This is a genomic window from Streptomyces sp. NPDC018045, from assembly GCF_044327445.1.
Classification (GTDB): Bacteria; Actinomycetota; Actinomycetes; order Streptomycetales; family Streptomycetaceae; genus Streptomyces.
In genome coordinates, this window is sequence record NZ_JBIRFL010000004.1 from 609,219 (window position 1) to 630,336 (window position 21,118).

18 protein-coding genes and 1 rRNA gene are annotated in these 21,118 nt (G+C 72.4%); 9 read left to right on the top strand and 10 right to left on the bottom strand.

Annotation, left to right across the window (positions count from 1 at the left end; all coding sequences use genetic code 11):
• The first annotated feature begins 79 nt into the window (after positions 1-79).
• Positions 80-1,729, top strand: coding sequence for a S41 family peptidase (locus tag ACH4EB_RS13580; RefSeq protein WP_398347583.1), 1,650 nt, complete (start codon positions 80-82; stop codon positions 1,727-1,729).
• Between the two features lie 490 nt (positions 1,730-2,219).
• Here ACH4EB_RS13580 and ACH4EB_RS13585 read toward each other — a convergent pair whose 3' ends face one another.
• Genes ACH4EB_RS13585 through ACH4EB_RS13595 form a run of 3 tightly spaced genes read right to left on the bottom strand, consistent with a single transcriptional unit; the run spans position 2,220 to position 4,409 of the window.
• Positions 2,220-3,200, bottom strand: coding sequence for an NAD kinase (locus ACH4EB_RS13585; RefSeq protein ID WP_398347584.1), 981 nt, complete (start codon positions 3,198-3,200; stop codon positions 2,220-2,222).
• Entirely contained in the window at positions 3,197-4,012 is an 816-nt protein-coding gene (locus ACH4EB_RS13590) for a TlyA family RNA methyltransferase (protein WP_398347585.1), read from the bottom strand. Before ACH4EB_RS13590 ends, ACH4EB_RS13585 begins: the two co-directional genes overlap by 4 nt.
• 7 nt (positions 4,013-4,019) lie before the next feature.
• Complete coding sequence (locus ACH4EB_RS13595) at positions 4,020-4,409, bottom strand: hypothetical protein (protein WP_398347586.1); 390 nt, start codon at positions 4,407-4,409, stop codon at positions 4,020-4,022.
• Positions 4,410-4,485: 76 nt separating this feature from the next.
• Between ACH4EB_RS13595 and ACH4EB_RS13600 the strand changes: the two genes are divergently transcribed.
• Entirely contained in the window at positions 4,486-4,833 is a 348-nt protein-coding gene (locus ACH4EB_RS13600; RefSeq protein ID WP_398347587.1) for a sterol-binding protein, read from the top strand.
• Positions 4,834-4,869: 36 nt separating this feature from the next.
• Here ACH4EB_RS13600 and ACH4EB_RS13605 read toward each other — a convergent pair whose 3' ends face one another.
• From ACH4EB_RS13605 to ACH4EB_RS13615, 3 genes are all read right to left on the bottom strand, one after another.
• On the bottom strand, positions 4,870-5,703 hold the full coding sequence (locus ACH4EB_RS13605; RefSeq protein ID WP_398347588.1) for an ABC transporter ATP-binding protein: 834 nt from the start codon (positions 5,701-5,703) through the stop codon (positions 4,870-4,872).
• A 104-nt stretch (positions 5,704-5,807) separates the two neighbouring features.
• On the bottom strand, positions 5,808-6,896 hold the full coding sequence (locus ACH4EB_RS13610; RefSeq protein ID WP_398347589.1) for a FecCD family ABC transporter permease: 1,089 nt from the start codon (positions 6,894-6,896) through the stop codon (positions 5,808-5,810).
• On the bottom strand, positions 6,893-7,936 hold the full coding sequence (locus ACH4EB_RS13615) for a FecCD family ABC transporter permease (protein ID WP_398347590.1): 1,044 nt from the start codon (positions 7,934-7,936) through the stop codon (positions 6,893-6,895). The genes ACH4EB_RS13610 and ACH4EB_RS13615 overlap by 4 nt, the downstream gene beginning before the upstream one ends.
• 184 nt (positions 7,937-8,120) lie before the next feature.
• Here ACH4EB_RS13615 and ACH4EB_RS13620 point away from each other — a divergent pair, with 184 nt between their 5' ends.
• Positions 8,121-9,146, top strand: coding sequence for an ABC transporter substrate-binding protein (locus ACH4EB_RS13620; protein WP_398347591.1), 1,026 nt, complete (start codon positions 8,121-8,123; stop codon positions 9,144-9,146).
• A gap of 111 nt (positions 9,147-9,257) precedes the next feature.
• Positions 9,258-10,148 carry a siderophore-interacting protein gene (locus ACH4EB_RS13625; RefSeq protein WP_398347592.1) on the top strand — a complete coding sequence of 297 codons (891 nt, stop codon included), beginning with the start codon at positions 9,258-9,260 and terminating at the stop codon, positions 10,146-10,148.
• A 155-nt stretch (positions 10,149-10,303) separates the two neighbouring features.
• Here the strand turns inward: ACH4EB_RS13625 and ACH4EB_RS13630 are convergent, their stop codons facing one another.
• Positions 10,304-11,332, bottom strand: coding sequence for an HAD-IIA family hydrolase (locus ACH4EB_RS13630; RefSeq protein ID WP_398347593.1), 1,029 nt, complete (start codon positions 11,330-11,332; stop codon positions 10,304-10,306).
• A 142-nt stretch (positions 11,333-11,474) separates the two neighbouring features.
• On the opposite strand from ACH4EB_RS13630, the gene ACH4EB_RS13635 reads away from it, so the two are divergent.
• From ACH4EB_RS13635 to ACH4EB_RS13655, 5 genes are all read left to right on the top strand, one after another.
• Positions 11,475-12,734, top strand: coding sequence for a DUF1015 family protein (locus ACH4EB_RS13635; protein ID WP_398347595.1), 1,260 nt, complete (start codon positions 11,475-11,477; stop codon positions 12,732-12,734).
• Positions 12,735-13,004: 270 nt separating this feature from the next.
• A complete protein-coding gene (locus ACH4EB_RS13640; protein WP_398347596.1) occupies positions 13,005-14,591 on the top strand; it encodes a pyridoxal phosphate-dependent decarboxylase family protein in 1,587 nt (528 codons plus the stop codon).
• Between the two features lie 55 nt (positions 14,592-14,646).
• Entirely contained in the window at positions 14,647-15,969 is a 1,323-nt protein-coding gene (locus tag ACH4EB_RS13645; protein WP_398347597.1) for a lysine N(6)-hydroxylase/L-ornithine N(5)-oxygenase family protein, read from the top strand.
• On the top strand, positions 15,966-16,538 hold the full coding sequence (locus ACH4EB_RS13650) for a GNAT family N-acetyltransferase (RefSeq protein ID WP_398347598.1): 573 nt from the start codon (positions 15,966-15,968) through the stop codon (positions 16,536-16,538). Before ACH4EB_RS13645 ends, ACH4EB_RS13650 begins: the two co-directional genes overlap by 4 nt.
• On the top strand, positions 16,532-18,355 hold the full coding sequence (locus ACH4EB_RS13655; RefSeq protein ID WP_398347599.1) for an IucA/IucC family protein: 1,824 nt from the start codon (positions 16,532-16,534) through the stop codon (positions 18,353-18,355). Before ACH4EB_RS13650 ends, ACH4EB_RS13655 begins: the two co-directional genes overlap by 7 nt.
• 86 nt (positions 18,356-18,441) lie before the next feature.
• Here the strand turns inward: ACH4EB_RS13655 and ACH4EB_RS13660 are convergent, their stop codons facing one another.
• The 3 genes from ACH4EB_RS13660 to rrf all read right to left on the bottom strand — a co-directional run bounded on the left by ACH4EB_RS13660 (position 18,442) and on the right by rrf (position 20,923).
• Complete coding sequence (locus ACH4EB_RS13660) at positions 18,442-19,362, bottom strand: hypothetical protein (RefSeq protein ID WP_398347632.1); 921 nt, start codon at positions 19,360-19,362, stop codon at positions 18,442-18,444.
• Positions 19,290-20,600, bottom strand: a complete 1,311-nt coding sequence (locus tag ACH4EB_RS13665; protein ID WP_398347634.1) for a hypothetical protein — start codon at positions 20,598-20,600, stop codon at positions 19,290-19,292. The genes ACH4EB_RS13660 and ACH4EB_RS13665 overlap by 73 nt, the downstream gene beginning before the upstream one ends.
• A gap of 206 nt (positions 20,601-20,806) precedes the next feature.
• Positions 20,807-20,923: ribosomal RNA gene (rrf, locus tag ACH4EB_RS13670) — 5S ribosomal RNA — on the bottom strand.
• Positions 20,924-21,118: the final 195 nt, after the last annotated feature.

Here is a 21,118-nt window from a genome sequence, read left to right on the forward strand (position 1 = left end):
GACAGCGCCCACCCGGACACCCTCACCCTCACCCATAAGCACCTGAACCACGCCACACAGCGCAACGGGGGACACATCCATGACCGAGCAATCGGCCGACCGATCGGCCGAACAATCATCGGAGCAGCCGACCAAGCAGCCAGCCCAACGGTCAGCCCAGCAGCCGACCGAGCACTCAGCCGAGCAGCCGACCGCCCCGACGCCCCCACCACACCCCACCCCGGTCCCGCCCCCAGCCCCATCACCCCCCTACGCCACCACCGACGCTCCCCGCCACCGCCCCGCCCGGCGGACCGCCCTCCTGCTGGCCGCCACCGCCCTGGCCACCGCCTGGACGCCGCCCACCGGCTCGCGAGCGGCCGGTACGTCCGCCGACACCACAGCGCGGCCCGGGGCAGGGCACGCGGCTTCCGTGGAGGGCGTGTGGCGGATGGAGGGGTACGGCACCCTCGTCACCATCGACGAGCGGCGGCTGCGCACGTACGAGACCACGACCGTGAGCTGCCTCCCCGGTTCCGTCGACGGCGTCCGTACGGGCCCGCCGGGCGCCGGGGGCCGGGTGGAGTTCGCGGTACCGGGCGCCGCACACGTCACGATCGCGCCGCAGGGCGCCGGCGTGGCCCGCCTGAGCATCCAGGACAACGTCGGATACCGCACCCTCCACCGCATCGCCGGACTGCCCGCCCACTGCCGCCGGCACCCGGCGAAGGACCCCCGTACGGTCTTCGACGTCTTCTGGCACACCTACGCCGAGAACTACCCGTTCTTCGCCGCCAGGGGTATCGACTGGGCCGCTGTCCGCGACCGGTACCGCCCGCGCGTCACCGCCCGGACCACCGACGACGAACTCTTCGCCGTGCTGCGCGAGATGATCGAGCCGCTGCACGACGGGCACACCTACCTGACCGCAGGCCCCGGCCGGGTGTACGCGGGATCGCGGCCCGGGACGACCGCCCCCACCCCGGCGTTCCTGAAGCAGGTGGACGCGGCGATCACCGCCGGCCTCGGCCGGGACGCCACCCTGCACCGGTGGGCCGGCGGCGCGCTCTCCTACGCCGACCTCCCGCACCGCCTCGGCTACCTCCGCATCACGTCCTTCACCGGCTACACGAGCCAGGACGCCTATCGGAGCGATGTCACGGAGCTGGACCGCGCGTTGGACGCGGTGTTCACCAGGGCTCGCACGTCCGGCCCGGAGGCCCTGCGCGGCCTCGTCATCGATGTGCGGCTGAACGGCGGCGGCTCGGACCCGCTCGGGCTGCGCGTCGCCTCCCGCCTCACCGGCCACCCGTACCTCGCGTACCGCAAACACACCCGCAACGACCCGGCCGACCCGCGGAAGTTCACCCCTGACCAGCGCATAGGGGTACGCCCGCACGACGGCCCGCGTTACCCGGGCCCGCTCGTGCTGCTGACCGGACGGCTCACGATCAGCGCGGGCGAGACCTTCACGCAGGCGCTGCTCGGCCGTGCACCCGCGCCGGTCCGCATCGGCGAGGACACCCAGGGTGTCTTCTCCGACGTCCTGGACCGCACCCTCCCGAACAACTGGAAGTTCGGCCTCCCCAACGAGGAGTTCCTGACCGCGGGCGGCCGCACATTCGACGGCACGGGCATCCCCCCGACCCTCCGCACCCCGGTCTTCACCCCCGACGACCTGGCGTCCCGGCGCGACCCGGCCCTGTCCCGCGCCCGCACTCTCCTGGCCACCGGCCACCCGACATCATGACGCCGGTCGCAGCGGGCCGCGGGCCGCCCTTCACGTACAGCGCGTTACGGGCCGCCCGCTCCGTCCTGTTCCGGTTGGCCGGTGCGGTCTTCGGCCGGTCCAGGTCGTTGCCCATGGGCATGCTGGCGAGTGCGTTCCGGTGCGTCCTGCCGGTGACAGTGGGCTCACTCCTCCTCGTCCGCGAAGAGGGCGGACGGATGCCGGGGGGGGGCGACAACGCTGCGGCGGACCTGCTCGGTACGCGGTCCGGCGCGCCCGCCCTCGTCCATGGCACGATTCGCGCCGCTCACCGCCATGGCCGCGGCCCTCCGACGGGGCCCGGAGCCGTGTGCCCGCGCCGGGCCCGGGGGAAACCGGCGGCCGGGAGCGCCACTTCGGGCAGACGGCCAGGAGCGCTCGGCAGTCGGCCGGGAGCACCGCTCCCCCGGGCCTTCCGAGGCCGTACGTTTCCGGGAGAACCGGCACACCGTACGGCCCCGACGGCCCGTCGCTACTGCGGTGCCCCCCGCCACCCCGCGACCGGCAGGGCGAACTTGGCCACCAGGCGGTCGGTGAAGGAAGCGTGGTGCAGACGGGCGAGGCGTACCGGCGTCGCGCCGCGGCGGACCTCCACCCGCGCACCCGCGGGCAGTTCGACGCTGCGGCGGCCGTCGCACCACAGCACGCCGTGCGGTGTCTTGGGCTGCACCTCGACGGCCAGCACCGAGTCCGGCGAGGTGACCAGCGGCTTGGCGAACAGCGCATGCGCGCTGATCGGCACCATCAGCAGGGCCTCGACCTCGGGCCAGACCACCGGGCCGCCCGCCGAGAAGGCGTAGGCGGTGGAGCCGGTCGGTGTGGCGCACACCACGCCGTCGCCGCCGAAGCGCGAGACGGGCCGCCCGTCGACCTCCGTGACGACCTCCAGCATCCGCTCCCGCGCCGCCTTCTCCACCGAGGCTTCGTTCAGGGCCCAGTCGGTGTGCGCGACGCTGCCGTTGTTGCGGACCAGGACATCGATGGTCATCCGCTCCTCGACCTCGTAGGAGCGGGTCACGACCCGGTCGACGACCTTGTCCAGGTCGTCCCGTTCGGCCTCCGCCAGGAAGCCGACCCGGCCGAGGTTGACGCCGAGCATCGGCACCCCGGACGTCCGGGCGAAGTCCGCGCCGCGCAGCAGCGTGCCGTCCCCGCCGAGGACCACCAGCAGTTCGCAGCCCTCGGCCGCGCACTGCTCCGACTCGACGCGCACCACGGACGCCGGCAGCGGCAGGTCCGCGGCCTCCTCGGCCAGGACCCGTACGCCGATGCCGCTGCGCAGCAGTCCCTGCACGACGAGTTCGGCGCTGCGGACGGCCGCGGGGCGGCCGGTGTGCGCGAGCAGGAAGACCGTACGCTGCCCGGACGGCTCCGGGCCGGCCGCGGACGGTGCGGTACAGGTGGTGCGCGAGCCGGCTGTCTCAGCCGCTCCGGATGCTTCAGAACTGGTCAACGGGGCCCCTCCGCCACTGCTCGGTCGACGTCCGCCGGGTCGAGTGCGTCCGCCCCGGCGCGCAGCCACAGAAAGTACTCGACATTGCCGGAAGGGCCGGGCAGCGGGCTCGCGGTCACCCCGGCCACGCCCAGCCCCAGCCCGGCGGCCCGCTCGGCGACGCCGCGCACCGCCTCGGCCCGCAGTTCGGCGCTGCGCACCACCCCGCCGCTGCCGAGGCGCTCCTTGCCGACCTCGAACTGCGGCTTGACCATCAGCACCAGGTCGGCGTCGGGCGCCGCGCAGCGGACGAGGGCGGGCAGCACCAAACCCAGCGGGATGAAGGACAGGTCGCCCACGACGAGGTCGACGGGCTCGCCGTCGATCTGCTCCAGCGTCAGTTCGCGCACGTTGGTGCGGTCCTTGACGGTGACCCGGTCGTCGCTCTGCAACGACCAGGCGAGCTGTCCGTATCCGACGTCCGCGGCGACGACATGACCGGCGCCGGCCCGCAGCAGGACGTCCGTGAAACCGCCGGTGGAGGCGCCCGCGTCCAGCGCGCGGCGGCCCGCCACCTTCAGGCCGAGGGGTTCGAACGCGGCGAGGGCCCCGGCCAGCTTGTGGCCGCCCCGCGAGACGTAGTCCGGGTCGTCGGCGTCCTCGCGCACGACCAGGGCCGCGCTGGTCTCCACCTGGGTGGCGGACTTGGTCGCGGTCGTCCCGCCGACGGTCACCCGCCCCGCGGCGATGAGCTGGCCGGCGTGCTCACGGGACCGGGCCAGCTTGCGGCGCACCAGCTCCGCGTCGAGTCGGCGTCGTGCCACTCCTGCCACCTGAGGTTCAGCTCCTGTTGTCGTACGTTGCGGACGGCTGTGGGGACGGGGTCGCGCCGGACGGGCCGGCGGGCCCGGGGCGCCGGTCGAGCGCGGCCAGCGCGTCCCGCAGTCCCCGGTGGACATCCTCGTACACTTCGAGGTGCCCGCTCGCGGCGAGGTGGTCGGCGTCGGCCAGCCGCCGCAGTTGGGTGTCGACGGCGGCGTCCCCGGTGGGCGTGACCACGACACCGAGCGGCCGCGGCCCGGCGGGCTCGGCGCCGTCCCGCTCCGGTCCGTCCGGCCCGGCACCGCCCCGCTCGGATCCGTCCCGGCCGTCCGGGCCACCGGAACCAGGCCCGTCCGGCACCCGCTCGTCCGGTACCTCGCCGGCCGCCGGCTCCTTCGGCTCTTCCATGCCTTGACGCTACCTCGAACCACCCGCCGACCGGGCCACCGCCCACCCGCCCCGTACCGGCGTATCGTCGATCTCGATGGCAACCCTCGAAGACTGCCGCGCCGCCCTCGGCCGGCTCGCCCAGAACCTCTCCGCCGCGGACGGCGACGTCCGCAGCGCGGCCGCGCTCGACCGCTCGCTGAGCTGCTGGATCACCGACCTGGACGTCACCTTCACCGGCCGGCTCGCGCACGGCACCCTGGAAGGCGTCACCAGCGTGCCCGGGCCGCCGCCCGAACGCGCCCAGATCCGCCTGACCATGCGCGGCGACGACCTGGTGGCGATGGTCGACGGCGAGCTGCACTTCGCCAAGGCGTGGGGCAGCGGCCGGATCAAGCTGGAGGCGGGCTTCCGCGACCTGCTGCGCCTGCGGTCGCTGCTCTGACCGTGGCCGCGGACCGGCCCCGCGCGCGTACGCCTCTCAGACCCCGGCCCCGGCGCCCGCTCCGGCCACCGCCCCCGCGGCCGTCCGTACCTTGCGCGCCGCCGGGACCACCAGCGGCGTGCCCGTCTCCGGGTCGTCGATGACCTGGCACTTCAGGCCGAAGACCCGCTCGACGAGGTCGGCCGTGACGACCTCCTCCGGCGCCCCCTCGGCGACGATCTCGCCGCCCCGCATCGCGATCAGGTGGGTGGCGTAGCGCGCGGCGTGGTTGAGGTCGTGCAGGACGGCGACAAGGGTGCGGCCCTGTTCCTCGTGCAGTTCGGCGCAGAGGTCCAGCACCTCGATCTGGTGCTGGATGTCGAGGTAGGTGGTCGGCTCGTCCAGCAGGAGCAGCGGCGTCTGCTGGGCGAGCGCCATCGCGATCCATACGCGCTGTCGCTGTCCGCCGGAGAGTTCGTCGACGTAGCGTTCGGCCAGTTCGCCGACGCCGGTCGCGTCCATCGACTCCCGTACGACCCGCTCGTCCTCGCCCGACCACTGGCGCAGCAGTCCCTGGTGCGGGTAGCGGCCGCGGGCCACCAGGTCCCCGACGGTGATCCCGTCGGGCGCGATGGAGGACTGCGGCAGCAGCCCGAGGGTGCGGGCGACCTTCTTGGCGGGCAGCGAGGAGATGGCCGCGCCGTCCAGCAGCACCGAGCCGGCGGCCGGCTTGAGCATCCGGGACAGCGCGCGCAGCAGCGTGGACTTGCCGCAGGCGTTCGGTCCGACGATGACCGTGAAGGACTGGTCGGGTATGGCCACCGAGAGGTCCTCGGCGATGACCCGCTGATCGTAGGCGAGGGTCACGTTCTCGGCCGTGAGACGGCTCACTGCGTTGCTCCTTGTGGCGGTGTGCGCCGTGGCGGCCTGGGGCGGCCCGGCCGTCGGCGCGGGGGCGGGGGACGGTACGGGCCGCCGCGCGGCGTCCCGCGTGCTCATATCCGGCCCGCCTTGCGCTCGGAGGCCAGCAGCCACAGCAGGTAGCCGCCGCCGAGCACCCCGGTGAGCACGCCCACCGGGAGCTGGTCGGCGCCGAAGACCTGCTGGGAGAGCCAGTCGGCGGTGACCAGGAGGGCGGCCCCCATGAGGGCGGCGGGCAGCAGGTTGGGGCCGGGCGAGCGGGTGAGCCGGCGGGCGAGCTGCGGCGCGGTCAGGGCGAGGAAGGCGATCGGCCCGGCCGCCGCGGTCGCCGCGGCGACCAGCAGCACGGCCGCCGTCAGCAGGACGACACGTACCCGGGTGACGCGGACGCCCAGCGCGTACGCGGCGTCGTCGCCCATCTCCAGCATCCGCAGCGGCCGTCCGTACAGCAGGGCCAGCGGGATGAGGACGGCGCAGGCGACGGCCAGCGGCCGGACCTGGTCCCAGTCCCGGCCGCTGAGGGTGCCGGTCATCCAGGTGACGGCCTGCGTCGCCTCGACGATGTTGGCCTTGGTCATCAGGTACAGGACCATCGCGTAGAGCATCGCGGCGGCGCCGATGCCCACGAGCACGAAGCGGTAGCCGTGGATGCCGCCCTTCCAGGCCAGCAGGAAGATCGCCAGTCCGGTGACGATGCCGCCGACGACCGAGCCGGCGGCCACCGCGAAGGTGCCGCCCTGGAAGAAGACGATGACGAGCAGCGCGCCGACCGTCGAGCCCTGGGAGAAGCCGAGTACGTCGGGGCTGCCGAGCGGGTTGCGGGAGACGGCCTGGAAGACCGCGCCGGCGACCCCGAAGGCGGCGCCGACCAGCAGCCCGACCAGGACCCGCGGCAGCCGCAGGTCGTTGACGATGAACTCCTGCGCGGTGGTGCCGGAACCGGTGAGGGTGGCGAGGACGTCCGCCGGGCTCATCGGGAAGTCTCCGGTGCCGATCAGCAGCACGCTCGCGAACAGGGCCACGGCCGCCAGCAGTACGGCGACGACGAGGGTCCGTACGTCCAGCCGCACGGACAGCCCGCCGGCGGTGCGCACCGCCCGTACGGCCCGGCCGTTCCGCGCGGCTTCGGCCTGGCCGGGGGCGGTCTTGACGGTGGAACTCACAGTTGGGCCATCCTCCGACGCCGTACGAGATAGATGAAGACCGGGCCGCCGACGACGGCCGTCACGATGCCGACCTGAATTTCGCCGGGCCGCGCCACGACGCGCCCCAGGACGTCGGCGCCGAGCAGCAGGACCGGCGAGAGGATCGCGGAGTACGGCAAAATCCACCGCAGGTCGGGGCCGGTGACGGCGCGGACGACGTGCGGGACCATCAGGCCGACGTAGACGATCGGGCCGCAGGCGGCGGTCGCGCCGCCGCACAGCAGGGTGACGGCGATCATCGCCAGCACCCGGGTGCGGGTCAGCCTGGCGCCCAGGGCGCGCGCCTGGTCGTCGCCGAGCGCGATGGCGTTCAGGGGGCGTCCGACGGCGAGTGCCAGCACGGCGCCGGCCAGGAGGAACGGCGCGACCTCCTGAACGGTGGTCGTGGTGGCGGAGGCCAGCGAGCCGACGGTCCAGAAGCGCATGCGTTCCAGCGCCGCGGTGTCCAGGAGGTTGACCGCGTTGATGTAGCCGATCAGTACGGCGGACAGGGCGGTGCCGGCCAGGGCGAGCCGTACGGGGGTGGCGCTGCGGGTGCCGCCGAGCACGTACACGGCGACCGAGACGACCGCGGCGCCGAGGAAGGCGAACCACACGTATCCGGTCAGTGAGGTGATGCCCAGGAAGCTGATGGCGGAGACGACGGCGGCCGAGGCGCCGGCGTTGATGCCGAGCACGCCCGGGTCGGCGAGGGGGTTGCGGGTCAGGGCCTGCATCACCGTGCCGGCCAGCCCCAGGGCCGCGCCGGCCAGCAGGCCGAGGAGGGTGCGCGGCAGGCGTACGTCCCGTACGACCACGTCGGTGTCGTCCCCCGTGTAGTGGAAGAGGGCGTGCCACACCTGGTCGAGGGGTACCTGTTTCGCGCCTACGGCGATTCCCAGGGCGGTGACGACCACCAGCGCTCCGACGGAGGCGACGAGCCCCGCCGAGCGAGTGATCTGCCGCCGCCGCGGCGCCGCGGGGGCGTTTGCTGCTTCGGGGGGACTGTCAACCAACACGGGAGTTAGGTTAGCCTACCCTCACGATCAGACATCAAGTCGTTCCGCAGGGCCTTTTACCGGCCCTTTGCCGTACGCCCTGAAGTCCGACCGAAAACGTACCGAAGACCGTGAACGACCGGCTGAAGTCCCGTCAAGCCCGCCGGCCGTGCCGAGGCCCAGCCCAGAGAGAAGCACATCAGTCATGAGCACCCCCCGCAGCGTATCCCTGTCCCGACGCGGCGTCCTCGCCGCCGGTGGCGCCATCGGCATCGGCGCCCTGCTGGCCGCCTGCGGAGGCGGCAAGGACTCGGGCTCCAAGGGGAACGTCAAGGGCGGTGCCTGGTCCTTCACCGACGACCGCAAGAAGAAGGTCTCCCTGGACCACACGCCGCAGCGCATCGTCGCCTTCACCGGCACCGCGGCCGCGCTGTACGACTTCGGCATCGACCAGCAGGTCGTCGGCGTCTTCGGCCCGACCAAGCTCAAGAACGGCAAGCCCGACCCGCAGGCCGGCGGCATCGACGTGGACCGCGTCACCATCATCGGCAACGCCTACAACCAGTTCGCGGTCGAGAAGTACGCGGGCCTCGACCCCGACCTGCTGATCACCAACATGTACGAGCCGGACGCCCTGTGGTTCGTGCCGGAGGAGAGCAAGGACAAGATCACCAAGCTGGCCGAGTCGGTGGCCATCACCTCGGCCCGGGTCCCGCTGGTGAAGATCATCGAGCGGTACGCCGAGCTGGCGCAGTCCCTCGGTGCCGACCTGAAGGCCAAAAAGGTCACCGACGCCAAGGCCCGCTTCGAGAAGGCCGCGGCCGAGCTGCGCAAGGCCGCCAAGTCCAACCCGGTCCGGGTGCTCGCCTGCTCCGGCAGCGCCGACCTCTTCTACGCCTCCAACCCCGGCATCAACTCCGACATCATGTACTTCAAGTCGCTGGGCGTGGACGTCATCGTCCCCGACAACCTGGACAAGGGCGGCTACTTCGAGAGCCTGAGCTGGGAGAACGCCGACAAGTACCCGGCCGACGTGCTCATGCTCGACAACCGCACCTCCGCCCTCCAGCCCAAGGACCTGGCCACCAAGCCCGCCTGGAACAAGCTGCCCGCCGTCAAGGCCGGCCAGGTCACGGGCTGGTCCAGCGAGCCGCGCTTCTCCTACGCGGGCGCCGCCCCGCTCATCGAAGAACTCACCAAGGCCATCCAGAACGCCAAGAAGGTCGCCTGACACCCGCCGGCCGCCGCACCGGCCGGTGACGGCACCCGTCCCGGCCGGTAACGGCACCCCGCCCCGTCCCCACCGCAGTCACCGAGTCACGGTTCCGGGAGGTTCCTCCGCATGACCACGACCGCCGCACCCGCCACCACCCCGTTCCGCTTCTTCGACGTGCACGTCGTACGCACCCGCCGGCTCGGACCCTCCATGGTCCGGATCACCTTCGGCGGCGAACGGCTCGGCGAACTGGCCTCCGGCGGCCGTGACCAGCGTTTCAAACTGTTCCTCCCGCAGGCCCACCAGTCCGCGCCGGTCTTCACCGACCAGGGCGACGGCTGGTACCCGGCCTGGCGCGCCCAGGACCCGGCCGAGCGGCCGCTGATGCGCTCGTACACCATCCGCGAGCAGCGCCACGAGCCGGCCGAGATCGACGTGGACTTCGCGCTGCACGGCGCGGACGCCCCGGGCGCCATGGCCGGCGGCCCGGCCTCGCGCTGGGCGGCGTCCGCCCTGCCCGGCGACCGCGTCTCGATCCTCGGCCCGGCCGTCGAGGACAACGGCGGTGTCGACTTCCGCCCGCCGCCCGGCACCGACTGGATCCTGCTGACCGGCGACGAGACGGCGCTGCCCGCCGTGGCCGGCATCCTGGCCTGGCTCTCCCCCCACACCCAGGCCAAGGTCTTCCTGTCCGTCGCCCACGCGGCCGACCGCCAGGACCTGCCCACCTTCGCGGACGCGGACATCACCTGGCTGGTGGCCGACGAGCGGCCGGCGGACGGGCAGGACGCGCTGCTCGAAGCGGTCCGGAGCGCCGAGCTGCCCGAGGGCACGCCGTACGCCTGGATCGCGGGCGAGGCGGGCAACGTGAAGCTGCTGCGCCGGCACCTCGTGCGGGAGCGCGGGTTCGACCGCCGGGCCGTGAAGTTCACCGGCTACTGGCGGCGCGGCGCCAGCGAGGAGGACCTGCTCGCGGAGTACGTGGCGGGCACGGCGGCCGCCACCGACGAGGACTGAGAGCCCGCGCCGGGCCGGGCCATGACACCGGCTCCGACCCGGCCGCGCCCCATACCGTGCGCGTACGACGGTCCGTACGCGCACCCCGGGGAGGGGTCCCGCTCACCGAGCGGGGCTCCTCCCCTCTTCGTACGCCGCCCGTCGCGGCGCCCGCCTCACAGCCCGAGCCGCGCCAACGCCTTCGCCGCGTCGGCGTCGCAACCGCCGTCCCCCGCCGCCGTCCAGGCCACCGCGCACAGGGCCCGCAGGCCGTCCAGCGGCGCGCCCTCACCGTCCAGCGCCAGGACGTTGTCGCGTACGGATGCCGTCCAGCCACCGCACCCGAAGCCGCCCGCCGCCTCCTCGGACACCGCCGGCTGCGGGCCGAGCAGGCCGCGCAGGTCCGCGTCGACGTACGTGGGGCGGTGCTGCGGCGGGGCGGCGAGCAGTTCGGCGGCGGTGGTCACACCGGTCAGCACCAGCAGCGAGTCCACGCCGCCGTTGTAGGCGCCCTCGATGTCCGTGTCGAGCCGGTCGCCGATCACCAGCGGCCGCTTCGCGCCGGTACGCAGCACCGTCTCGCGGTGCATGGGCGTCTCCGGCTTGCCCGCCACCTGGGGCGTGCCGCCGGTGGCGGTCCGTACGACCTCCACCAGGGCGCCGTTGCCCGGCGCGATGCCGCGCTCCTTGGGGATCGTCAGGTCCGTGTTCGAGGCGAACCAGGGCACGCCGCGCTGTACGGCGTACGCGGCCTCCGCCAGCCGTTCCCAGTCCAGTTTCGGGTCGAATCCCTGCACCACCGCGGCCGGGTCGTCGTCCGCGGAGTCCACCGGCACCAGCCCGCGCTCGCGCAGCGCCACCCGCAGGCCCTCGCCGCCGACCGCCAGCACCCGCGCGCCTTCGGGCACCTGCCCGGCGATCAGCCGGGCGGCCGCCTGCGCCGAGGTGATGACGTCCGCCGCGGCGGTCGGCAGCCCGTAGCCGGTGAGCTGGCCGGCGACCGCGTCGGGGGTCCGGGAGGCGTTGTTGGTCACGTACGCCAGGTGCATACCGCCGTCCCGGGCCGTGGTGAGCGACGCGACGGCGTGGTCGATCGCCGAGCCGCCGGCGTAGACGACTCCGTCCAGGTCCAGCAGCGCCGTGTCGTACGCCGCCCGCAGTGCCCGCTCGCACCGTCCGGGCTGCTTGCGCACCCGCTCGCTCATGCTGTTTCGCTCCTTGTGCACACAGGTACTCAGATGGGTCCGCGGGCCCCGCGAAACGGAACCCGGCCTACCGATATTTCCGGCAGGGCAACGGTTTCCCCCCGATCATCCCGCACTCCGGAAGGCGGCATAGCATGCCCCAATGACCAGCACCGACGGCCTTCGCCTCCACCCCTTCCGCGGGCTGCGCTACGCCCCGGACCGCGTCAGCAGCCTCACGGCCGTCACCTCTCCGCCGTACGACGTCGTCGTACGGCCGGACGGTGTGCGCCACCTCGAAACGGCCGACCCGTACAACATCGTGCGGCTCATCCTCCCGCAGGCGCCCGACCCCGCCACCCGGCATCTCCAGGCCGCCGAAACGCTGCGCCGCTGGCGCGCGCAGGGCGTCCTGGCGACCGACGACCGGCCCGCCCTCTACGTGTACGAGCAGAGCAAGGGCAGCCTCCTGCAGCGCGGCCTGATCGGCGCGCTCGACCTCGACGGCCCCGTCCTGCCGCACGAGGACGTGATCCCCGAGGTCGTCGAGGACCGCGCCGCGCTGATGCGCGAGGCCGCCGCCAACTTCGAGCCGCTGCTGCTGTCCTACGTCGGCCAGGGCACCGACAACGGCGCCACCGGCGTCATCGAGCGGACCGTGCGCACCACGCCGCTGCTCGCCACCACGACCGAGGACGGCTTCTCCCACCGGCTGTGGGCCGTCACCGCCCCGGCCGACCTGGCCGCCGTCGACGAGGACCTCGCCGTACGGCACGCCCTGATCGCCGACGGGCACCACCGCTGGGCCACCTATCAGCGGCTGCGCGAGGAGCAGCCCGGCGGCGCGGCGAGCCCCTGGGCGAGCGGTCTGGTGCTGCTCGTCGACTCCGCCCGCCACCCGCTCCAGGTGCGCGCCATCCACCGGGTGCTGCCGCACCTGCCGCTGGACGACGCGCTGGCCGGGCTGGGCGACGCCTTCCGCGTCCGGCCGGTGGCCGGCCCGCTCGACACGGCGCTGGCGGCGCTGGACGCGACGCCCGGCAGCGCCTTCCTGCTGACGTCGGGCCCGGAACGGTTCTGCCTGCTGGACCGCCCCGACCCGAAGCTGCTCGACCGGTCGATCCGCCGGGACCGCCCCGCGGCATGGCGGGAGCTGGACGCCACCGTGCTGCACTCGGTCCTGCTGGACGAGGTGTGGCGGATCCGCGACCACCCGTCCGAGATCGGTTATCTGCACAGTGCCGGGGACGCCGTCGAGCAGGCAGCGAAGCACGGCGGTACGGCCGTGCTGCTGCGCCCGGTCCTTGAGCAAACCGTGCGCCAACTCGCGCTGGACGGGGTGACCATGCCGCGTAAATCGACGTCCTTCGGGCCCAAGCCGGCCACCGGCCTGGTACTGCGCGTCCTGGACGAAGAGGTCTGACGCCCGGCCGCGGCGAAGCCTGCCGCCCGGCCGTACGACCCCTTTCCGCCCCCCTCATGGCCCCCTGATGCCCGATGGCGACCCGGCGCGGGTGTCCCGTGCCGATGCCTCGGCACCCCCTTCCCTCCCGCCACACAAGTTAGGTTAGGCTTACCTCATCACGTAAGCGGATGGAGCCGTTCCCCCTGCGCCGACGGTCTCCTGCCCAGGCGCGGGCGTTCCATGCGCATCCCCCCACGTGAGCAAGTCCGCATCAGGGAGGACACGTTCATGAGTCTCCTCGCGCACTCCGCCGAGGACCCGTCGCCCACCGCACGCACCGGGGCGCCGGACAGCCGGTCACAACTGCTCAACGACGGTACCGCCGAGCACTACCGCCGCTCCGTCGCCGAAGGCGTCGACCGCATAGCCGACAAAATATCCCGTACCGAACGCCCCTTCACCGGCGTCACGGTCGACGGCCTCTCCCCCACGGTGGCCGGCATCGACCTCGAACAGCCGCTGCACGACCCGGCCGCCGCACTGGACGAACTCGAAGAGGTCTACCTCCGCGACGCCGTCTACTTCCACCACCCGCGCTACCTCGCGCACCTCAACTGCCCGGTGGTCATCCCCGCCCTCGTCGGCGAGGCGGTGCTCTCCGCCGTCAACTCCTCGCTGGACACCTGGGACCAGAGCGCCGGCGGCACCCTCATCGAACGCCGCCTGATCGACTGGACCGCCCGGCGCATCGGCCTCGGCGAGCGCGCCGACGGCATCTTCACCAGCGGCGGTACGCAGTCCAACCTCCAGGCCATGCTGCTGGCCCGGGACGAGGCCTGCCGCAAGGCCCTGGCCCGCGAGAACCTCCCGGACGAAACCACCCCGGGCGCCACAACCCCGGTACGCCGTACCGACCTCCTGCCCCGGCTGCGCATCCTCGCCTCCCAGGTCGGCCACTTCAGCATCGAGAAGGCCGCCACCCTGCTGGGCCTCGGCGCGGAAGCCGTGATCGCGGTGCCGTGCGGCCCGGACAAGCGGATGCGGGCCGACGCGCTCGCCGCCGAGCTGGCGCGCTGCGCGGCCGAGGGCCTGATCCCGATGGCGGTCGTCGCCACCGCGGGCACCACCGACTTCGGCAGCATCGACCCGCTGCCCGAGGTCGCCGACCTGTGCGCCCGGTACGGCGCCTGGATGCACGTGGACGCCGCGTACGGCTGCGGCCTGCTGGTCTCCCGCCGCCGCGCCCTCCTGGACGGCATCGAGCGCGCCGACTCGGTGACGGTGGACTACCACAAGTCCTTCTTCCAGCCGGTCAGCTCCAGCGCCGTCCTCGTCCGCGACCACGCCACCCTGCGGCACGTCACGTACCACGCCGACTACCTCAACCCGGCGCGGATGGCCGAGCGCCGCATCCCCAACCAGGTCGACAAGTCGATCCAGACCACCCGCCGCTTCGACGCCCTCAAACTGTGGCTGACCCTGCGCACCATGGGCGCCGACGGCATCGGCGAACTCTTCGACGAGGTCATCGACCGGGCCGCCGACGCCTGGAAGCTCCTCAACGACGACCCGCGCTTCGATGTCGTGGTCGAACCCCAGCTCAGCACCCTGGTCTTCCGCTACCTGCCGTACACCGACGACCGGGACCCGGTGCTGAGCGACGAGGTCAACCTGCACGCCCGGGAAGCGCTGTTCGCCTCCGGGGACGCCATCGTCGCGGGCACCGTCGTCGACGGCCGCCACTACCTGAAATTCACCCTGCTCAACCCCGAGACCACGCTGGCCGACATCGCCACGGTCCTCGACCTGATCGCCGAGCACGCCGGCCGCTACCTCGCCGAGCGGCCCGCACCGGCCCTCAGCGCCGCGAGCTGACCGTCCCGCCGACCGGCCCCGCGGCCGACCGACACCCCGCAAACGGAGACCCCACGTGTCCGCCCCTCACGACTTCCTCGCCATCGGCCTCGGGCCCTTCAACCTCGGCCTCGCCTGCCTGACCGAGCCCATCGACGAACTCGACGGCCTGTTCCTGGACAACAAGCCGTCCTTCGACTGGCACCCGGGCATGATGCTGGAGACCAGCACCCTCCAGGTGCCCTTCATGGCCGACCTGGTCACCCTCGCCGACCCGACCTCCCCGTTCTCCTTCCTGAACTACCTGAAGGAATCGGGACGGATGTACTCCTTCTACATCCGCGAGAGCTTCTACCCGCTGCGCGCCGAGTACAACGACTACTGCCGCTGGGCCGCCGCCAAACTGGACTCCATCCGCTTCGGCCACCAGGTCACCACCGTCGAGTACGACGAGGCCGAGCAGGTCTACGTCGTCCACGCCGACCACCTGCCGACCGGCGAGAAGAAGACCTACCGCGCCCGCAAACTCGTCCTCGGCACCGGCACCCCGCCGCACATCCCCGAAGCGTGCCAGGGTCTCGGCGGCGACTTCCTGCACAACGCCGACTACCTGGAGACCAAGGCCGCCCTCCAGGCCAAGGACTCCATCACCATCGTCGGCAGCGGCCAGAGCGCGGCGGAGATCTACCACGACCTCCTCCAGGACATCGACAGCCACGGCTACCACCTGACCTGGGCCACCCGTTCCCCCAGGTTCTTCCCGCTCGAATACACCAAGCTCACCCTGGAGATGACCTCTCCGGAGTACGTGGACTACTTCCACGCCCTGCCCGCAGCCACCCGCGACCGGCTCAACGCCTCGCACAAGAACCTCTACAAGGGCATCGACTCCGAGCTGATCAACGAGATCTTCGACCTGCTCTACCAGAAGAACCTGCACGGCCCCTGCCCGACCCGGCTGCTCACCAACACGGCGCTCACCGACGCCGGTTACGACGCCGCCACCGGCACGTACACCCTGGGTCTGCGCCAGGAGGAGCAGGGCCAGGACTTCACCCTCGCCACCCAGGGCCTGGTCCTGGCCACCGGATACCGGTACGAGACGCCAAAGTTCCTCGCCCCGCTGACCGACCGCATCGCCTGGGACGCGTCCGGCCGCTACGCGGTGGCCCGCAACTACAGCGTCGACACCATGGGCCGCGACATCTTCGTGCAGAACGCCGAACTGCACACCCACGGCTTCGTCACGCCCGACCTGGGCATGGCCGCGTACCGCAACTCCTGCATCATCCGCGAACTGCTCGGCCGCGAGTACTACCCGGTCGAGAAGTCCATCGCCTTCCAGGAGTTCGCCGCCCCGGCCGGCCCGCACCACCCCGTGGAGGTCTCGCCCGTATGACCGCGCCCGTCTTCACCCGCACCCACGCCTCCCTCGGCGAGTTCGCGCTGCGCCCGGTCGACCCGGCCGGCGACGCGAAGCTGCTGCACGGCTGGGTCACCCACCCCAAAGCCGTCTTCTGGATGATGCAGGACGCGGACCTGGCGGCCGTCGAGGCGGAGTTCGCGCGCATCGACGCCGACCCGTACCACGACGCCTTCATCGGCCTGCACAACGGCGTCCCTGCCTTCCTCATGGAGCGCTACGACCCGGCGCACCGCGAGGTCACCGAGGTGCACCAGGCCGCGCCCGGCGACATCGGCATGCACTTCCTGACCGCGCCGACCGACACCCCGGTGCACGGCTTCACCCTCGCCGTGATCACCACCGTCATGGACATGTTGTTCGCCGAGCCCGGCAACCAGCGCGTCGTCGTCGAACCGGCCGCCGAGAACACCGCGGTGCACGCCCTGAACAAGGCCGTCGGCTTCGAGATCGTCCGCACCGTCACGCTGCCCAAGGGCGAGGCGTACCTGAGCACCTGCACCCGCGACCAGTTCCTGGCCGCCCGAGGAGAAAACCCATGCTGAACCCCACCGCGGCCCCTGTCGAGACCACGGCCCGCGACGCCGTCCGCCACCTCACCCCCGAGCTGTGGGCGCGCGCCAACCGCCTCCTCGTACGCAAGGCGCTGGCGGAGTTCGCCCACGAGCGTCTCCTCACCCCGCAGCGGCTCCCGCAGGACGGCCACTACGTCGTCCGCAGCGACGACGACCGCGTCGAGTACCACTTCGCCGCCCGCCGGCTGAGCCTGGACCACTGGCACATCGACGCCGACGCCATCACCCGCCGCCGCGACGGCGCCGAGGTCCCCCTGGACGCCCTCGACTTCTTCATCGAGCTGCGCCGCACCCTCGCCCTCAGCGACGACATCCTCCCGGTCTACCTGGAGGAGATCAGCTCCACTCTCTCCGGTACGGCGTACAAGCTGGCCGCCGGGCCCGCGACCGCCGCCGAGCTGGCGAAGGGGGACTTCCAGGCCATCGAGACCGGCATGTCCGAGGGCCACCCCTGCTTCGTCGCCAACAACGGCCGCCTCGGCTTCGGCGTGCACGAGTACCACGCGTACGCCCCCGAGGCCGCGAGCCCCGTCCACCTCATCTGGCTGGCCGCGCGCCGCGACCGCTCCACCTTCACCGCGGGCGAGGGCCTGGACTACGACCGGCTGGTCCGGGACGAGCTGGGCGGCGCCACCCTGGACCGGTTCACCGCCACCCTGGGCGACCTCGGCCTGGACCTCGCCGACTACCACCTGATCCCCGTCCACCCCTGGCAGTGGTGGAACAAGCTCTCCGTCACCTTCGCCGCCGAGGTCGCCCAGCAGCACCTGGTCTGCCTCGGCCCCGGCGACGACGCGTACCTGGCACAGCAGTCCATCCGGACGTTCTTCAACACCAGCGACCCGTCCAAGCACTACGTCAAGACGGCGCTGTCGGTCCTCAACATGGGCTTCATGCGCGGCCTGTCCGCCGCCTACATGGAGGCCACCCCGGCCATCAACGACTGGCTGGCAGGCCTGATCGCGAGCGACGAGACGTTCCGGGCCGCCCGCTTCTCGATCATCCGCGAGCGCGCCGCCATCGGCTACCACCACCGCCAGTACGAGGCCGCCACCGCCAAGGGCTCCCCGTACCTGAAGATGCTCGCCGCCCTGTGGCGCGAGAGCCCGGTGCCCACCCTCGAACCCGGCCAGCGGGTCGCCACCATGGCCTCCCTGCTGCACACCGACCCCGAAGGCGGCTCGCTGGCCGCCGCCCTCATCGAGGAGTCCGGCCTGGAACCGGCGGACTGGCTGCGCCGCTACGTGGACGCCTACCTCACCCCCGTCCTGCACGCGTTCTACGCCTACGACCTGGTCTTCATGCCGCACGGCGAGAACGTCATCCTGGTCATCGAGGGCGGCACCGTACAGCGCGCAATCTTCAAGGACATCGCCGAGGAGATCGCGGTCATGGACCCGGACGCGGTCCTGCCGCCCGCGGTCGAGCGCATCCGCGCCGACGTCCCCGAGGACAAGAAGCTCCTCTCCCTCTTCACGGACGTCTTCGACTGCTTCTTCCGCTTCCTGAGCGGCATCCTCGTCACCCACGACGTCCTGGACGAGGACACCTTCTGGCGTACGGTCGCCGACTGCGTGACCGCCTACCAGCAGGCCAACCCGCAGCTCGCCGACAAGTTCCGGCAGTACGACATGTTCGCGGACGAGTTCGCGCTGTCCTGCCTCAACCGCCTCCAGCTCCGGAACAACGAGCAGATGGTGGACCTCCAGGACCCGGCGGGCGCCCTCCAGCTCATCGGCACCCTGGAGAACCCGATCGCCCGCTTCGCGCCGGCCTCCGGAGCGTGACACTCGCGCAGACATGAGTGAAGGGCGGGACCCGGTGGGTCCCGCCCTTCACTCATGTGCCGTCACGCAGGCCGGCCGTCGTGGCCTCAGCCCTGCTCAGGACGCCCTTCGCGAGGCGCCTCGGCGGGGGCGCCGCCTTCGGTGGCCGCCTCGTCGGAGCCGGCGGCGTCAGAGCCGTTGGAGGCCTTCCGCTGCTCGGGGGCGGTGGACTCGGCCACGTCCGCGGCCTCGGGGGCCACGTCCGCGGTCTCGTCCTCGATCTTGCCTGCGGCCCCGGCCTCGCCGATCCCGTCCGCGTCGATGTCGTCCTCGTCCGCGTCTTCCAGCGCGTCCGTGAACTCCACGCCGTCCAGCTCGGCCAGCCGGTCCGAGGCGTTCGTGGTGCCGCCCTGGTCGGCCTCCAGCGCCTTGGCGAACCACTCGCGCGCCTCGTCCTCGCGGCCGACCTCCAGCAACGCGTCGGCGTACGCGTAGCGCAGGCGGGCGGTCCACGGCTGGACGGCGTTCGACGCCAGCTCGGAACTCTGCAACGTCACCACGGCGGCGTCGGCCTGGCCCATGTCGCGCCGGGCACCGGCCGCGACCAGCCGCATCTCGACCTGACCCGCACGGTCCAGCTTCTGCACCTCGGGCTCACCAGCCATCGCCAGGGCCTTCTCGGGCCGGCCGAGGCCGCGCTCGCAGTCGGCCATCACGGGCCACAGCTCCACGCTGCCGGACATCCGCCGCGCCGCACGGAACTCCGCCAGCGCCTCGCCGTACTTCCCGGTGGCGTACGCGGCGAAGCCGGCCGCCTCCCGCACGGCGGGGACCCGCGACGCGAGCCGCAGCGCCACCCGCGAGTAGCCGTACGCCTCCTCCGGCTCCTCGTCGAGCAGCTTGGCCACCATGACCAGGTTCCTGGCGACGTCGTCGGCGAGCGTCTTCGGCAGGCTCAGCAGCTCCTGCCGTACGTCCTTGTCGATCTCCTCGCCCGTGACGTCGTCCGGGATCGGCAGCCGCTTGATCGGCTCCCGGTCGCGCCGGTCGTCCCGGCGGTCGTCACGGAAGCCGCCGCGGTCACCGCGGTCGTCGCGGCCACGCCCGGCACCGTACGGACGCCGCCCGCCACGGTCGTCGTCCCGGCGGAAGCCACCACGGTCGCCGTCACGACGCGGGCCACGGTCGTCACGCCGGTCATCGCGGCGGAAGCCGCCACGGTCGTCCCGGCCGCCGCCGAAGCCACCGCCGGAGGGACGGCCACCACGGTCGTCGTCGCGGCGCGGGGCCCGGTCGTCACGGCGGAAGCTGCCACCACGGTCGTCATCCCGACGCGGGGCACGGTCATCACGGCGGAAGCCACCACGGTCGTTGTCCCGGCGGAAGCCACCACGGTCGTCGTCGCGGCGCGGGCCGCGGTCGTCGCGGCGGAAGCTGCCACCACGGTCGTCATCCCGGCGGGGGCCACGGTCATCACGGCGGAAACCGCCACGGTCGTTGTCCCGGCCACCGCCGAAACCACCGCCGGCGGGGCGACCGCCGCGGTCGTCATCGCGGCGCGGAGCACGGTCGTCGCGGCGGAAGCTGCCACCACGGTCATCGTCCCGACGCGGGGCACGGTCATCGCGACGGAAACCGCCACGGTCGTTGTCCCGGCGGAAGCCACCACGGTCATCGTCGCGGCGCGGGCCACGGTCGTCACGGCGGAAGCTGCCACCACGGTCGTCATCCCGACGCGGGGCACGGTCATCGCGACGGAAGCTGCCACCGCGGTCATTGTCGCGGCGGGGGCCACGGTCGTCGTCGCGGCGCGGGCCACGGGGACGGTCGTCACGCCGGTCATCGCGGCGGAAACCGCCCCGGTCGTCCCGGCCATCGCCGAAGCCACCACCAGTGGGACGGCCACCACGGTCGTCGTCGCGGCGCGGGCCACGGTCGTCACGGCGGAAGCTGCCACCACGGTCGTCACGGCGGTCGTCACGGCGCGGGGCACGGTCGTCGCGCGGGAAGCCACCACGGTCGTCGTCACGGCGCGGGCCGCGCGGGCGGTCGTCACGCCGGTCATCGCGACGGAAACCGCCACGGTCGTTGTCCCGGCCACCGCCGAAACCACCACCGGCGGGGCGACCGCCGCGGTCGTCATCGCGGCGCGGGCCACGGTCGTCGCGGCGGAAGCTCCCCCCGCGGTCGTCCCGGCGTCCGCCGCCGAAGCCACCACCAGAGGGGCGGCCGCCCCGGTCGTCCCGGCGCGGACCGCGGTCGTCACGCCGGAAACCGCCGCGGTCATCGCCCTCGCGCCGCTGCGGCCGGCGCTCCGAGCGATCGTCGGAAGAGTTGGGGGACATCGACGTGACTCCTGTCTTCGGTACTGCAAACATTCTCGCGCACCGAACACTTCGGCGCGCTTCGGGCAAACAAAAAAGGACCCTCAGCCCCAGCGTGAACGCTGGGACCAAGGGTCCTCCAAAGATTGTTCGGCGGCGTCCTACTCTCCCACAGGGTCCCCCCTGCAGTACCATCGGCGCTGAAAGGCTTAGCTTCCGGGTTCGAAATGTTACCGGGCGTTTCCCTAACGCAATGGCCACCGAAACCCTATCGGGTTCTAGCGAACAAGCACACTCTTCAATTAAAGAATGAAACAGTGGAACTTGGTTCAACCGACGCTGCGACTGTTCGCAACCCGGGAACCACACAGTGGACGCGAGCAACTGAGGACAAGCCCTCGGCCTATTAGTACCAGTCAACTCCACCCGTTACCAGGCTTCCATATCTGGCCTATCAACC

Bases quoted from the DNA above. Each gene is read 5' to 3' on its own strand.
- ACH4EB_RS13620 (WP_398347591.1), top strand. From the start codon at position 8,121: ATGAGCACCCCCCGCAGCGTATCCCTGTCCCGACGCGGCGTCCTCGCC.
- ACH4EB_RS13595 (WP_398347586.1), bottom strand. From the start codon at position 4,409: ATGGAAGAGCCGAAGGAGCCGGCGGCCGGCGAGGTACCGGACGAGCGG.
- ACH4EB_RS13580 (WP_398347583.1), top strand. From the start codon at position 80: ATGACCGAGCAATCGGCCGACCGATCGGCCGAACAATCATCGGAGCAG.
- ACH4EB_RS13600 (WP_398347587.1), top strand. From the start codon at position 4,486: ATGGCAACCCTCGAAGACTGCCGCGCCGCCCTCGGCCGGCTCGCCCAG.
- ACH4EB_RS13640 (WP_398347596.1), top strand. From the start codon at position 13,005: ATGAGTCTCCTCGCGCACTCCGCCGAGGACCCGTCGCCCACCGCACGC.
- ACH4EB_RS13650 (WP_398347598.1), top strand. From the start codon at position 15,966: ATGACCGCGCCCGTCTTCACCCGCACCCACGCCTCCCTCGGCGAGTTC.
- ACH4EB_RS13655 (WP_398347599.1), top strand. From the start codon at position 16,532: ATGCTGAACCCCACCGCGGCCCCTGTCGAGACCACGGCCCGCGACGCC.
- ACH4EB_RS13625 (WP_398347592.1), top strand. From the start codon at position 9,258: ATGACCACGACCGCCGCACCCGCCACCACCCCGTTCCGCTTCTTCGAC.
- ACH4EB_RS13630 (WP_398347593.1), bottom strand. From the start codon at position 11,332: ATGAGCGAGCGGGTGCGCAAGCAGCCCGGACGGTGCGAGCGGGCACTG.
- ACH4EB_RS13635 (WP_398347595.1), top strand. From the start codon at position 11,475: ATGACCAGCACCGACGGCCTTCGCCTCCACCCCTTCCGCGGGCTGCGC.